Here is a 14,255-nt window from a genome sequence, read left to right on the forward strand (position 1 = left end):
TGCTCTCATAATCAATTGTTTATATTGACTGAGTTTTTTATCCAGATTACAATTATTTATAACAACAGTATTAATAATTTGGTAGCTGGTTAACTAATACTGAAAATTAAATAATTATTTAGGGAGAGATTTCATTGGGAAATAAAATGCATAACGTAGTCATATGGGTACTGGGTATTGTGACGGCTGTGGCTATATTTGCCTTGATTGGTGTGACATCTTGGGACAGTCAAAAAGTTTCTGCAAACGTTGTTAATCAAGTACATACATCGATTTGGCTAACTGCTAAGAATCATCCAGACGAATTTGCTAGAACAAATTCATATGACACTAAGGATAATTCGTCTTTCAATCTTGATATGGATAAATACCAAGATGTGACGGTTCATTATCAAGTAACCAATCAGACAGACAAACCAGTGCAGCTGGAAGCAATCTTTGCAAATCCTACCGCATACTCGCCGTCTCCATTAGTTTATGACAGTAGTCGGGCTTCAGAAGTTACAGCGGAGCAATCTGATAAGACCGCGCCAAAGTTTTCCGTTGCTTATTATTATCCTAAAGATGATGGGAATCCAACGTTCTTTCCGGATAAAAAATTACTACAAACATACATGGGTGGACCTTTCCCAAGCTATCAAACTTTAGAAGCGGGTGAGTCGTTATCAATGGCGGTGCCACTAACCGTTGCTGAAGGCTATAATTTCAATATGCCTGTTGCTAGCACTTCCAAGGATACAGTGATACTTAAACAAGCAACCGAAGCAGTTTACCAAAACGCAATTACATTAAATGCCCTTACTTTCCGGAGTATCGTGTTGAGTGATAGCCCAGTTAAAGCGGCAAGCTACAATGATTTAATCACTAATCATGAATATGATGGTATTAGTAGCTTATTTGATGCCAATGGACTTCCGGTAACCGGAAATGATCATGCGAAGGCTGCTGTTGAGCCAACCAACACTCCCGGTGAATATAAAATTACCTATACGTTTAATGGTGTTACCAAGTCGGTTACAGCTACTACTGATGATAAATCTTACGTTAATGCCAAGGACTTTACCGTTGCTTATGGCAGTAACTGGGATTCAGAAAAATTGAATGGTATTACTGGATTAACTGATGCAAATGGGAATAAAGTAACCCCGCCGGCAGATACTACGGTAACTTCAATTAAAGATGCAAAAGGTCAAACGGTTGAAAAAGTTGATACCAGCAAAGCCGGTGCAGTTTATTCGGTAACGTACACTTATGGGAAAGCCAGTCAAACTGTTAAAGTAACCGTTGGTGCCCAAAATAACACACCAAGTAATGGCGGAACTACCAACGACTCTACGAATACTAACAATTCAAATACGTCCAACAATCTTTGGAACCCAACAACCTCACTACGACAACAAGTCAGGGAGCTACCCCAGAATACGCAACCGTTAAAGGATCTGTCGTCTACGCCACCAAAGGCATTTATATGTACAAGAATGCTAACTTCAAGAAATCACAACAGATTACTAAATATCCAAAGGCCAAGCGGGTTAACCGACCAATGTTTGTGGTCACTGGGTATGCGCGTTCCAACAGTGGCACGTTGAGATATAAAGTCCGCGACGTCAACCATGGTAAGAAGACCGCTAACAAAGTTGGTTACATTACCGCAAGTCGCAAGTATGTTGTGAACGTCTATTACAAGACAATGCCGAAGAATAAGAAGATCACTGTCATTAACAAGAAAGGTGTCAACACTTATAAGAATGCCAACTTAACCAAGAAAGTTAAGAATTATAAGAAGGGCACTCACTTGAGAGTCAAGAAGATCGTTAAGCATCATTTGACCACTCGTTATCAATTGAGTAACGGCACTTACCTGACAGCTAACAAAAAGCTGGTCATTCAAGGTAATTATTAATTGACTCAGATTTAGCAACTTATCAATCATTTAAAATGAAATCCAGTTTGGGACTGAAATTAATCAGTTTCAAGCTGGATTTTGTTTTGTCCTCAGATTAATTGATAGAAGATTGTGAAGTGAAAATTGGATCTTCGATAGAGATATCTTTTAATGGATTTGATATTACAGGCAATTGTGGCACCTTATGGATCCTTGAAGAAGTTACTTTCGTTGCATTTCACAAGCAACCTGGTATATTTAAAGTGATTTTGAAAGCGCCACCATTTTTATCAAAAGGGAGGATTTCACGATGACAATTAAAAAAGTTACTGTAGCTGGTAGTGGTGTATTGGGTAGCCAAATTGCGTTTCAAAGTGCCTTTAAGGGATTTGACGTGACGGTTTATGATATCAGCCAAGATGCAGTTGACGCGGCTGAAAAGCGGATCAAGGGATTGCGTCATGCTTATCGGCACGACATTGCGGCAACGGACGAAGAATTTAATGCTGGAATTGCCCGCTTAAAGTTTACCGATGATCTTGCTGGCGCCGTTAAGGACGCTGATTTGGTAATCGAAGCCATTCCAGAGAATCCAGATATCAAACATGATTTCTACAAAAAGCTGGCTACTTTGGCGCCAAGTGAGGCAATTTTCACGAGTAATTCATCAACTTTGGTACCAAGCATGTTTGCCGCAGATACTGGGCGGCCAAAGCAGTTCTTGAATATGCACTTTTCCAACCAAGTTTGGCTGAATAACACCGCTGAAATTATGGGGTCGCCGGAAACTGACCCGGCAATTTACCAGGAAATTGTTCAGTATGCCCGTGATATTGGGATGGTCCCAATCCAGCTCAAAAAAGAGCAACCCGGCTATATTTTGAATTCGTTGCTGATGCCTTTGAATGCCGCTGCGGGGATGCTTTGGCTGAAGGGGATTGCTGATCCGAAGATGATTGATCGGACTTGGATGGTTGCAACTGGGGCGCCGTGGGGACCATTTGGAATCCTAGATGCCGTTGGGATCCGAACCGCCTACAACATTACATTGGCGGCAGCTAAAAGGAATCCAACCGTCCAGCCATTAGCGGATGCTTTCAAGAAGATGCTCGATGAGGGCAAGCTAGGAGTTGAATCAGGTGAAGGCTTCTATCAATACCCTAATCCAGAGTATAAGACGAAGAAATTCATTGAAGGATAGCATCACTTGATTGGAACAGGAATAGCCGTTATCTGGGATAATTTCTCATCATAAAAATAATCGCGCAATCACACCAGTCTTTGGACTGGGATGATTGCGCGATTTGAGTTAATGATTATATGCAAGTTACCAGGTTGCCGTGTCGGGATCGGTAGCTAAACCAAACTTACCATGGAACCCATCGATCGTCTTCATGTCAGCGTTTGATAAGTTGAAATTAAAGATATCGGCATTTTCCTTGATGTATTTCTCATGAGTTGACTTTGGCAGTGGTAAAAAGCCGTGCTGCAATGACCAACGCAAAACCACTTGTGCTGGCTTCTTGCCATATTTTCTAGCAATTGGTTCAAGTTCAGGAATCTTGAAGATACCACCAGTACCAAGTGGGCTGTATGCCTCAGTTAGAATATCATGGTTGTCATTATATTCAACGATAGCTGGCTGCATGTCTGATGGGTTAATGAACATTTGGTTGACCATCGGCTTCACTTTGGCCGTTTCTAGTAAGGCATCTAAATGCTTTGGCCGGAAGTTAGAAACGCCGATCGCCTTAGCAGTTCCGTTGTTGTAAAATTCTTCCATTGCCCGCCAAGTTTCAGCATTGGTTTCCTGCCAGTTATCCCGGAATTTGATTGGGTTAGGCCAGTGAATCAAGTAAAGGTTTACGTAGTCTAGACCAAGATTTTCGAGTGATTGACCAAACGCTTGCTTGGTGGCTTCGTAGCCATGATCGTTATTCCATAATTTAGTGGTGACAAACAAGTCTTCACGGGGAATGCCACTATCTTTGATGGCTTGACCAACCTGTTTTTCGTTACCGTAACCGGCAGCAGTGTCAATGTGCCGGTAGCCAGCATTTAACGCTGCTAGAACTGAATGGTATGCTTCGTCGCCGGTTGACTGCCAGGTCCCAAAACCTACTTGGGGAATCTTGACGCCGTTGTATAAAGTGTATGTGTCTGTTAATGACATGGTAATCCTCCTAAAAAGTGAGTGGAGCAGAGCGGTTAACAATCGGAGTGTAAGTCTCCTTCGAGGGAAATTCCCGGTTTTGGAATTTTTCTCGAAGGTGCTTACGCGCAGATTGTTGCTCTGCGGAACGGTCCTAGTAAAGTGAGCAGCGGTCCTAAGCCGCATAGTCTACACAACTATTCTAGCACATTGTCTAAGCACTCAAAAAGATAGTAAATTTTGACAACCATTCGCATCTACAAATTCATAATGAAGAAGCGATCCATTGTAGAATGCTGGGCAACATTGAGGGGATGGCCGAGATTGGTAAACCCATATCGTTGGTAAAGATGGATGGCTGTGGTTAGTGAATGGTAAGTTTCTAAGTAGAGTTTTTGATAGCCAGCTTGTTTGGCAAATTCAACCGCGGTATCCAGAAGCTTGTAGCTGAGATGCTGGCCCTGGGCTTTTTGATCCAGGTAGAGTTTTTGTAATTCCGCTACACCAGCTTCAGTGTCGTATTCCGCAATGCCAACCCCACCTAAGACGTTTCCCTGATCGTTGATAGCGACGAAATACTGCCGTTTGTCAGATTCGGCGTAGTAGGCGCTAAGCTGATTAAGTTCGGGATCAAAATAGGCGGTACCAGGAATGTTTAACCCAAATGATTTCAGCAAGTGCTTAATAATCCGTGCTAAACTTGCATCGTCCTTAGATTTGATAGGTCTAATTGTTGCCACTAAAGTCGCCTTCTTAATTTAAAATTGATGGCTATGATAATAACACGATTTGATTACCATGCAAAGGGAATGTGAACGGTTTCCGTGATATAATTGATATAATTTAAATGACTATGAATAGTGGGAGGGATCAACATGGCTCGTAAAGTAGCGATTGTAACTGGTGCGTCGTCAGGAATTGGTAAGCAGATTGCTAAGAATCTTTTTCGAAATGGGATGGACGTGTATGCACTATCCCGGCGAGTTTATAAAATGAACGAACTCGATGACCTTGGGATTCACACGTTGCACCTGGACGTTTCCGATCAAGAAGAGATCGAACAAGTAGTCAATCAGATTGCACAAGAAGCTGGGCGGATCGACGTTTTAGTCAATAATGCTGGTCTAGGTACCTTTGGCTCGATTGAGGAAGTTGACCTCTCTGAGGGCGAGTACGAATTTAAGGTGAACGTTTTTGGAATGGTCAAGATGATTCAAGCGGTTCTCCCAACTATGCGTCAGCAGAAAAGCGGCCGGATTATTAACATGTCATCAATGGATGGCAAGCTGGGTAATCTGATGGGGGCTTGGTACGTTGGTTCTAAGTTTGCCATTGAAGGGATTAGTGATTCACTGCGACTGGAATTGAAGCCATTTGGCATTGACGTTGCTGTGATCGAACCCGGTGCGATTTCGTCCAATTGGAAGGGCATTGCGATTGATAAGCTGATGGAAGTGTCTGGCGAGGGCCCATACGCTCAAATGGCAAGGCAAACTAGCGATTTCTTTGCATTAGCTTATAAGTTCGCGTCTACGCCAAGAGTTGTTGCCAGAATGGTTGATCGAGCAGCATTGTCGAGACGGCCGAAGACGAGATATGTTGGTGGAGCCGGCGCAAAGCCGATGTTGTGGGCAAGAAGAATTTTGCCAGACCGCTGCATGGACGCATTGAACGTGGCGATGTACAAATACGCCCAAAAGATTGTCAATAAGCAGACAGCCTTTAACCGTTAAGATTAAAAAATGGCATTGACTATAAAATCCGAATAACGTATTCTTAAGAAGTAGCACAACACTAGGGGTGCCGCTGAAAAGCAGCTGAGATAGGTCTAAGAGACTTGGACCCTTGGAACCTGTGAGCTAGGACTTGCGTAGGAAAAGTGTCGAGTGCTGAACCAAGCGGTTAGAAACCGGAGCCTAAGTTTCCTTAGCCAGAAATCCACGGTTTTTGTGGATTTTTGGTTAAGGAGGCTTAGGTGCAGGTTTCTGCTTGGAGAGGCACGTTTCCACAATATAACGGCGAAACACCACCAAAATTGTGGAAACAAGCGAATATTTACAGCATAACTACAAATATTCATAACTAAAACACTCAACCAACTAATCCAAGGAGCTGCAGGCAATTCATTGTCTCAGCCCCTTATTTTTGTTTTAGGACAGCTGCACAAAGCAGAAGCTTCCACATAAGCACCTCCGACAAAAATCCCCCAACCCAGGAATTTCTGTCGAAGGAGACTTATGTTCCAGCTTCTAGGCGCTTTGTTCCGCTCACTTATTTTTAGGACAGCTGTACAAAGCAGAAGCTTGCACGTAAGCCAACTTCTCCAAGAATCCCAAGCCCAGGGATTCCCGGAGAAGTCAACTTACGCTCCAGCTTCTAAGCGCTTTGCTCCGCTCACTTTTAAAAGGAGAAAAACCATGAAAATCAATTTACTAGATACTTTACGGGAGAAGAATCCCATAGCTTTCAATATTTCCAACTTCGTGACTGTGCAAGACGTTGCCAATGGCATTAATGCATTGGGGGCATCACCGATCATGTCAGAGGAACAAAATGAAGCCGAAGCAATGGTCAAAATGTGTAATTCGGTGACAATTAATTTGGGCGCCTTCACAGAGCCCCAGCTAGAGCAGATTGCAACGGTATGTGCGTTTGCAAATAAGTATCAAAAGCCGATTGTGATCGACCCAGTGGCTGTTGGGGCGGTTGAATATCGGACTGAGCGTTGTAACGAATTACTTGACCAAATTGATGTCTCGGTTATTCGTGGTAATGCGGGTGAAGTGGCAGCGTTGGCGGATGTTGCTTGGAACTCTAAAGGGATTGACGCTGGGGAAGGCACTGGTGATCTTGAGGATATAGCCAAGAAGTTAGCTAAAAAGCGGGACTGCGTTGTGGTTGAGAGTGGCAAGACCGACATTATTACCGATGGCGATGCAGTTGTCAGAATCTTTAACGAGACGGATCTCTTTAAGTTGCATGTCGGTTCCGGAGACATGTTATCAAGTACGATCGGTTGCTTCTGTGGCGTTGAAAAGGATCCATTTGAGGCGGCTCAAACAGCAACAGTGATATTTGACGTGGCTGGCGAATTAGTTGCAAAGTCAATGAAACAACCACTGGCAGGATCGTTTGGCCCGCAGTTAATTGATGAACTGCATTTAGTGGATGTGAAGACGGTGGAGAAGTACGCACAATATGAGTGAGCGGAGCAAAGCGGTTAGAGTGCGGAACCAAGCGGTTAGAGACTGGAATCTAAGGTGCTTTCGGCTTAAACCCCGGGCTTGGGTTTGAGTCGGAAGTTCCTTAGATGCAAGTCTCTGCTTGGTGTAGCACGTTTCCACTATGTTGACAGGATGCTTAATCCATGGCTGGGATTTTTGAGCGGGAGGGCTTATGCGGAACTTTCTTTACGGAGCGGCTCCAATCCATACAAAAACAACGCGCACTAACTAAATTTAAAGTTTCAAAATTATCTATTCTCTCCAACCAATCGAAGATGTCCAATCCTCATTCAATTTCCAACCAACTAAGTCAAAGGAGAACCGAACAAACATGATCAATCAAACAATTCAAGCACTAACAATCGCCGGTACTGACAGTGGTGGTGGTGCTGGCGTAATGGCTGACATTAAAACGATGCAGGAACGTCACGTTTTCTCAGCAGCTGTAGTGGTTGCCGTAACGGCACAGAATACGATTGGCGTACAAGACTTTATGGCGATGCCAAAGAAAATGATCGATGAGCAGTTTGCTTCTGTAGCAAGCGATTTAAAAATTCGGGCTTGTAAGACGGGAATGTTGGCTGATGTCGCTACCGTTGAGGCAGTTGTTGCCAATTTGAAGAAGTATGACTTAGGTCCGCTAACTGTGGATCCAGTCATGATTGCTAAAGGTGGGGCGCGCCTACTTTCCGAGGATGCGATTGCCACGGTTCGCGATCAATTATTGCCACTGGCGGACATTTTGACTCCCAATCTGCCTGAGGCTGAAGAACTAACCGGTACGAAGATCGAAACGAAAGATCAGATGATCATTGCTGCCAAGAAGCTTCAAGAACTTGGGGTTAAAAACGTAATTATCAAGGGCGGTCACCAGACACATTCAAAGGAGTCAGCCGATTTTGTCTTGCTTGAAGATGGTCACTCATTTTGGGTAAGTTCACCGCGAATTGATACTGTTCGGACTCACGGCACTGGTGATACATTATCATCTTGTATCACGGCTGAACTTGCAAAAGGTAAGGACGTTGAGACCGCAATTCGGATTGGTAAGCAGTACGTTCAAGCGACCATTGCCAATGGCATTGAAGTTGGTCATGGTCACGGCCCGTTGAATCACTGGGCAACCATTGCTGGCGAGGAAGGTGAAAACTAGTATGGAAATGAAATTTGAAACGGCGATGTTAAGAAGCTATTTTATTGCCGGAACGCAAGATATTAAGGATGAGCGACCACTTGAAGAAGTATTGAAACAGGCCTTAGAAGCCGGAATCACAGCGTTTCAGTACCGAGAGAAGGGACCAACTTCGTTAACTGGTAGTCAAAAACTGGAATTGGGGCAGCGCCTTAAAGTACTTTGTGCGGATTATCAAATTCCATTTATCGTTGATGACGACGTTGATTTAGCGATCAAGACTAGGGCGGATGGCATTCACGTTGGCCAAAAGGATGAGCGGGTAACCAGTGTGATTGATCAGGTTGGCAATCAAATGTTTGTAGGGCTATCGTGTGACACGCCTGATCAAATTCAAGTTGCCAATCAAATTGCCGGAATTAGTTACATCGGCAGTGGCCCAGTATTCCCGACTGGCTCCAAGGCTGATGCTGATCCAGTAATTGGCGTTGACGGACTCGCTCAGTTGGTTAAGGTTAGCAAATTACCGGTTGTGGCGATCGGCGGCATCACTGAGGATAATATTACGGAATTGCCGAAGACAGGGGTTGCTGGCACTTCGGTGATTTCGATGATTGCGCAAAGTGATGACATTTTTCGAACAGTTAAGACAATGAACCAGACTTTCAGTGATTGATGATGGTTATGTTGTTGAAAATGAAGTTGGTGTGATAAAATACTATGTATAAGGGCAGAGGTCGCGGAAACAACCTCTGTCTGGCACAAGTTAAAGTGCATTGGGAGGAAAGCTAATCTTTGCGGTTAGCTTTTTTTATTATCCGGAAAGCGGTCGCAAAACCAACTGCGGCCTGGGATAGTATCAATAAGCTAATGGCAACGCCTATCATCCAAATGTCCTTTCCAAAATTTTGTGCATCATCATCACCCCATTTCTATGTTGGTAAGGTGTGATGTATGCACCATTAACCTGCTAAGTCACTCATGAGAATGACTCTATATATTAAATACGCTAAAGAAGCTACTATTCATGTTTTCCTCAAAAAAATATCTCGAAAATAACGGATCTGGTGATTTTTTCACCAAATCCGTTGTCCTTTTCATCTACTCCATATTAAACCCTTCAACATTTGCCTTGGGGACTCGCTTAATCGTCCCAGTCATCGATTTCATGACGTCCGTATTATTGCGGGTGTAATAGTAAACCTGGTGTGGCGCCAGATCTGGTGACTTTACTTTGTAGGTTTCCAAGACGGGTTGTGTAAATCCAGCTACGTCCCTTTCAGTCACGCTTGTTACCGTAACGTCTTGCGTATTAGGGGTCCCAAATGCTTTCCAGTTACGGGTATCGGTGGGGCCAAATACAAAATAATTACCTGAGCGGGTGTAGTTGGTATTTGGCGAAGCAATCCGAACGCCATCCCCGTAAAACGTCAACTCAGTTTGATTGCCATACCAATTACCGCGGAATGTTTCGGCCACCGAATTGGGATTAGCCGCTGAGGCGTTATTTCGCCTAGTCGAATTAATGCCCGATCCGACCACGACAACACTAAAAATGATTGTTATTAAGATGGTGATTGTTGATCTTTTCATAATAGTTGCCCTCCTAAAAATAAGTGAGCCGAGTGTCAGGCGGTTAGAAACTGGAATATAAGTCTCCTTCAGGGGGAATTTCTGGGTCTGGAATTTTTCTTGAAGGTGCTTACGCGCAGATTGTTGCTCTGCGGAGCTGTCCTAAGACACCCAAAAATGGTTACCTTTCAACACCCAGAGTGTACCAAATTAATGTAAATAATCTGTAAATTTCTTGTATCTAGTGTGTACACGTTAAGTTACCAGACGGAAAAATAACGCAATTTGGCCAATCATGTTACACTTGAATTACTTGCTCATTACATATGTTAGGTTTAGATAAAATTCGGCTGATTCGCTTGCGGTAGGGCGGTAAACCGCTAATATAGAGGTTGAGCAATAAATTATATATTGAATTAAGGTGGGATATTTATGAAGGGACATTTTAAGCTGGCCGTTTCCGTGGCCTTTTTATTTGCTTCAGTCGGCATTTTCGGTGTCGGCTCCAGCGTCCATGCGGATGTTATTGATAACCCGGGTAGTGCCGGATCAATCACCCAGGTCAACTCCGGGAACGTCTTAAAGGATTATGATGAGAATTCCTTGAACAAGGTTAATAATTCAACGCCGCAAGGGAACATGAGCAAGAAATACACTAAGTATAACCTTGATCCAACGGGCTATAATTATGGTAATAGTTATTCAACGATAGCTGGTAGTTCACAGAACACGTCGTTTAAGACAAAGTGGTTCTTGCCAGATGGCTTTAACGTTTCCGATCACCAACATGGGAACTTCCAAAGTGTCACGATGGATGATGAAGGCAACATTTACTTCATTGAATCTAACGGAACTAACACAAACCAAGGGGCAATCGTTAAGTTTAACTTAGCAAAGCTCCAACAACTTGGTGTTAACGCCGATATCTTATTATTGTGGAAGGCGTTTGATTACTTTAACCCATTCTCTGATCAGGGACTCCAGCATAACCAGGAGTATGATCAAATTAACAGCCAGTTGCAAGGGGCGTTTGATCAGGTTAAGTCGTTAACGAAGACTTTGAACCAGAATCAATCCTGGCAGAATAATCAGGTTAACTACCAAAAGAATGCGCAAAAGTACTATAAGAGTTGGAAAGCTAAGAAGGCTAAAGCCACTAAGGTTTCTAAATCTTACAGATACTCATATACGACCCGAGCCAATGCTAAGAAGACAATCAAACAGGCAACTGCTAAGATGGCTAAGTGGATGAAGTCATATCAGATGCATAAGACGAAGGTTAAGAACTACAATACCAAGATTTCTGGGATTCAAAATCAGTTGAATACTTATCAAAGTCAAATTGATTCAGCTAAGGCTCAGAATCCAGAAATGTTTAAGTACATTGAAATTGCTCAAACGGCTCAATTGAGTCCAGAGGTTGATATTGGCCATGGGCAAACGTTATCGTTTAACCCGGATAATGGTCACATCTACTTGGCTGAAGATAATACGTTGACTGATCTGGCATCTCGTGATGATAACAACACTGTTCTCGAAATGGATCCAGATACATTGAAACCAATTCGGGAGTACAACTTCAAGATGTATCACGGTGATAGTGCTAACTTGCAACTACACACCTTGGCATTTGATAATGACGGTAATGCTTATTGGGGCCGTAAGTTCAATGGCGGCTACATGTTCTTCTATGGCCGCTTAGATCAAAATGGTGTGAGCTTCCAAGCATCATCGTCGTACGTCGGCAACCGTGGCGGTTCTACTAACCAAGGCTTAGCGGTTAACCCGGCAAACGATCGGTTATACTTTGTGTCTGATGATATCTTAACGTCAGTTCCAACAAGTAAAATTCAGAGTGGTGACTTCTCATCAAGCGATGTCCATTACCAAGCATTTAATTCGGGACGTGAGTTTGAAAGCTTAACGTTCGACCAAGATGGCTTTGGCTACTTGTTAGCATTGTGGCCACCTGAGTTGTTGCAATCGACAGATCCATTGAATTAGAGAGTGCCGAAGCAGCGTTTTGACGCGGTAATATAAGAGGCTCCAGCAATAATCCCCGTTTTTTTGGGGGATTATTGCTGGAGCCTCTTATATTGTTAGCGTCAGCTGCTTGAGGCACGTTTTTCCACTATGTAAGGAAAAACCAATCCTATCTTTGGGAATCATTGCTGGAGCCGCTTACACTGTTACCATCAATGATCAACGGCCTAAATTCTTGCTTACTGCATGAAATTAAGCTAACTTTAGGTTGAAATGAAAGCGGTTTAGAACGTGTGGGAGGTAATCTTATGTTGAGCTTAAATTATACCCAGCAGTTTGCACTGTGTGTGTTGGGGCAAAAGCCAAAGTTAAATGCATTTAAACGTCGAGAAGTGGCGGCCTGTTTGGTATTATCAGAGATTGTGGAATTATTACGAGATGGGACAATTCAGCTGACCGCTGACGAAAAAATGGTGATTGGTCCAGGCGCAACACCCTCGAAGGACTACCTGATGCCACTTGCCCAGGATATTAAAAGTCGGAAGCCACAAACGATTAATAATTACGTAAAAGGCGTCGTACTATCGGTCCGCAAAAAACGGGTTGTGGCATTTGCTGAATCCCTGTGTCAGTCATTGATTCAAATTAACATGCTAGATGAGGATGAGAATCAATATTATGTTAATCAAACCGTTATTGATCGGGCGTTGACCGAACTGTATACTGATTTGACGGCTGACAAAGAGCCTCAGGAATCAACCGTGATGTTGGCGGTCTTATTGATTAATTCAGGGTTGTTCAAGCAGTACTTCCCAAAGGATGAGGGCAAGCAGCTTAAGCTTCAATTGAAGGAAGTGGCCCGATCAGATGACTATCCATTGATCTCAGATGTGATCAAAAAAGTGAACACAGAATTAGCAGCGATTATCGCTGCCGTATCGTTTGTCGGGTAGCCAGAGTGCGGAACCAAGCGCTTAGAAAGCGGAACCTAAGTTAGGCCGTTCAGAAATCCTGGGCTTGGATTTTTGAACGGACTGGCTTAGGTTCCGCTTTCTGCTTGGTGTAGCACATTTCTACTGTGTAGGGCAGAATTAAAGTTTCCGTCAAAAATATGGAAATGACGAATGTTTGAATTTTAATACACAAAAGAAATGATTAAACGGGATTGAAAAGCCAAGCAACTTTTCAATCCCGTTTAATATTACTTTCGATTGTATTTTTTCGTTAATGCGTTTAATGCAGTAACGTAAACCATCGTGGGCTTTTTACCAGCTTTGAAGTCAGGCAAATCAGCAACGTTAACATTCATTTCCGCCAACCAAGTGGTTTCTGAAAGTTGATTGACTTGTTTAATAGTGGTCAACTTTGCTAGTAGCTGGGCTGGTGACAGACTTAATAAATAAAGACGTTTAACCTGCTTTAAAACGGCCTGGTAGACGGTTAATGCTGCTTGCTTATTACGGTACGCCGTAACCTCTGCTGGTGTAAATTCTACGATATTGAAGAGGTAATCGTCTGGTAATTTCAATTCGTTTTGGTAACGGGTAATTTCTTTGGTTAATTCATCAATTGACATTGTAAAACCTCGCATCATTTAATTAGATCGTTCCCTTTCATAATAAAGCAAGTGCGGGGCGATTACTATAAAATTTGTTATTAGGTCAAATTAGTTATGGGAAAGTCGGGGAAATGATAATTAAAGTCCAAATTGCTTGACGATGAGGATAATGATAGGATATTGTTACTCTATAGTAACGGCGGTGCTTAAATAAGTGGACTTTAGTGAAGATAAGGCAAAGTGGGCGATTCGTTTAATTCAAATTGCATACCAGAAAAATGAAATTAGACCTCATTTTCGGGCTGGTGACAGGGGACAAATGCAACCAACGAAGACTCAAAATTATTTAAGAAGTCACGGATTGACGTATCGAAAAGTCCTTTCAGACGCAGTTCAACAATTGGCTAATTCATCAATGTTGAGGTTTCGGGACCCCTCACCAAACTATTTTTTATTGAACCATGAAGGTTACGTCTTTGATTTTTTGGTTTCCTTGTATGATGATGAGATCTATATTAAGTTTTCTTTTTTTGTTCGAAATGATAAACAATTCGTGGTTTTTGAATCTTTCCATAAAACTGATAAGTCAGATTTTAGCGATTTTATGGATTTAAGGCGATAAGGGGTGATTCACTTGGAGAATGTCAAATTAATTAAGTATATTGAAGAATATGATCCCGTTAGCGATAAAAATGTGACATATAAACAAATCACGCTAACCTGATTTATTCACAAAGATATGCAAAATA

14 protein-coding genes and 1 riboswitch are annotated in these 14,255 nt (G+C 42.7%); of the genes, 10 read left to right on the forward strand and 4 right to left on the reverse strand.

Annotated features, from left to right (window positions below; translation table 11 throughout):
* The first annotated feature begins 134 nt into the window (after window positions 1–134).
* The 3 genes from FC98_RS15055 (at window position 135) to FC98_RS04730 (ending at window position 3,086) form a co-directional block, all read left to right on the forward strand.
* Complete coding sequence (locus FC98_RS15055; protein WP_056949265.1) at window positions 135–1,589, forward strand: bacterial Ig-like domain-containing protein; 1,455 nt, start codon at window positions 135–137, stop codon at window positions 1,587–1,589.
* Window positions 1,544–1,903, forward strand: coding sequence for a DUF5776 domain-containing protein (locus FC98_RS14635; RefSeq protein ID WP_054655659.1), 360 nt, complete (start codon window positions 1,544–1,546; stop codon window positions 1,901–1,903). The genes FC98_RS15055 and FC98_RS14635 overlap by 46 nt, the downstream gene beginning before the upstream one ends.
* Before the next feature lie 292 nt (window positions 1,904–2,195).
* A complete protein-coding gene (locus FC98_RS04730; protein ID WP_054655661.1) occupies window positions 2,196–3,086 on the forward strand; it encodes a 3-hydroxyacyl-CoA dehydrogenase in 891 nt (296 codons plus the stop codon).
* 126 nt (window positions 3,087–3,212) lie between these two features.
* Here the strand turns inward: FC98_RS04730 and FC98_RS04735 are convergent, their stop codons facing one another.
* Window positions 3,213–4,058, reverse strand: coding sequence for an aldo/keto reductase (locus FC98_RS04735; RefSeq protein WP_008855989.1), 846 nt, complete (start codon window positions 4,056–4,058; stop codon window positions 3,213–3,215).
* Window positions 4,059–4,294: 236 nt separating this feature from the next.
* Window positions 4,295–4,777, reverse strand: coding sequence for a GNAT family N-acetyltransferase (locus FC98_RS04740; protein ID WP_054655663.1), 483 nt, complete (start codon window positions 4,775–4,777; stop codon window positions 4,295–4,297).
* 135 nt (window positions 4,778–4,912) lie between these two features.
* Between FC98_RS04740 and FC98_RS04745 the strand changes: the two genes are divergently transcribed.
* The 4 genes from FC98_RS04745 to thiE all read left to right on the forward strand — a co-directional run bounded on the left by FC98_RS04745 (window position 4,913) and on the right by thiE (window position 9,069).
* On the forward strand, window positions 4,913–5,770 hold the full coding sequence (locus tag FC98_RS04745; RefSeq protein ID WP_008855996.1) for an oxidoreductase: 858 nt from the start codon (window positions 4,913–4,915) through the stop codon (window positions 5,768–5,770).
* Window positions 5,771–5,823: 53 nt separating this feature from the next.
* Window positions 5,824–5,932: riboswitch (TPP riboswitch) on the forward strand.
* Between the two features lie 522 nt (window positions 5,933–6,454).
* Complete coding sequence (gene thiM, locus FC98_RS04750; protein WP_056949266.1) at window positions 6,455–7,243, forward strand: hydroxyethylthiazole kinase; 789 nt, start codon at window positions 6,455–6,457, stop codon at window positions 7,241–7,243.
* Between the two features lie 349 nt (window positions 7,244–7,592).
* On the forward strand, window positions 7,593–8,414 hold the full coding sequence (gene thiD, locus FC98_RS04760; RefSeq protein ID WP_054655665.1) for a bifunctional hydroxymethylpyrimidine kinase/phosphomethylpyrimidine kinase: 822 nt from the start codon (window positions 7,593–7,595) through the stop codon (window positions 8,412–8,414).
* Between the two features lies 1 nt (window position 8,415).
* Window positions 8,416–9,069: a thiamine phosphate synthase gene (gene thiE, locus FC98_RS04765; protein ID WP_008855991.1), complete on the forward strand. Its 654-nt coding sequence runs from the start codon at window positions 8,416–8,418 to the stop codon at window positions 9,067–9,069.
* Window positions 9,070–9,494: 425 nt separating this feature from the next.
* Here the strand turns inward: thiE and FC98_RS04770 are convergent, their stop codons facing one another.
* Window positions 9,495–9,986, reverse strand: a complete 492-nt coding sequence (locus FC98_RS04770; RefSeq protein WP_054655667.1) for a hypothetical protein — start codon at window positions 9,984–9,986, stop codon at window positions 9,495–9,497.
* Window positions 9,987–10,397: 411 nt separating this feature from the next.
* Here FC98_RS04770 and FC98_RS04775 point away from each other — a divergent pair, with 411 nt between their 5' ends.
* Window positions 10,398–11,969: an NHL repeat-containing protein gene (locus FC98_RS04775; RefSeq protein WP_054655669.1), complete on the forward strand. Its 1,572-nt coding sequence runs from the start codon at window positions 10,398–10,400 to the stop codon at window positions 11,967–11,969.
* Between the two features lie 287 nt (window positions 11,970–12,256).
* Window positions 12,257–12,901 (forward strand): GPP34 family phosphoprotein, encoded by a 645-nt coding sequence (locus FC98_RS04780; RefSeq protein ID WP_008856001.1) that lies wholly within the window; start codon window positions 12,257–12,259, stop codon window positions 12,899–12,901.
* 248 nt (window positions 12,902–13,149) lie between these two features.
* Here the strand turns inward: FC98_RS04780 and FC98_RS04785 are convergent, their stop codons facing one another.
* Complete coding sequence (locus tag FC98_RS04785; protein WP_040471090.1) at window positions 13,150–13,524, reverse strand: hypothetical protein; 375 nt, start codon at window positions 13,522–13,524, stop codon at window positions 13,150–13,152.
* 196 nt (window positions 13,525–13,720) lie between these two features.
* On the opposite strand from FC98_RS04785, the gene FC98_RS04790 reads away from it, so the two are divergent.
* Complete coding sequence (locus FC98_RS04790) at window positions 13,721–14,128, forward strand: hypothetical protein (RefSeq protein ID WP_008856003.1); 408 nt, start codon at window positions 13,721–13,723, stop codon at window positions 14,126–14,128.
* Window positions 14,129–14,255: the final 127 nt, after the last annotated feature.

This window comes from Lentilactobacillus kisonensis DSM 19906 = JCM 15041 (genome assembly GCF_001434135.1).
Classification (GTDB): Bacteria; Bacillota; Bacilli; order Lactobacillales; family Lactobacillaceae; genus Lentilactobacillus; species Lentilactobacillus kisonensis.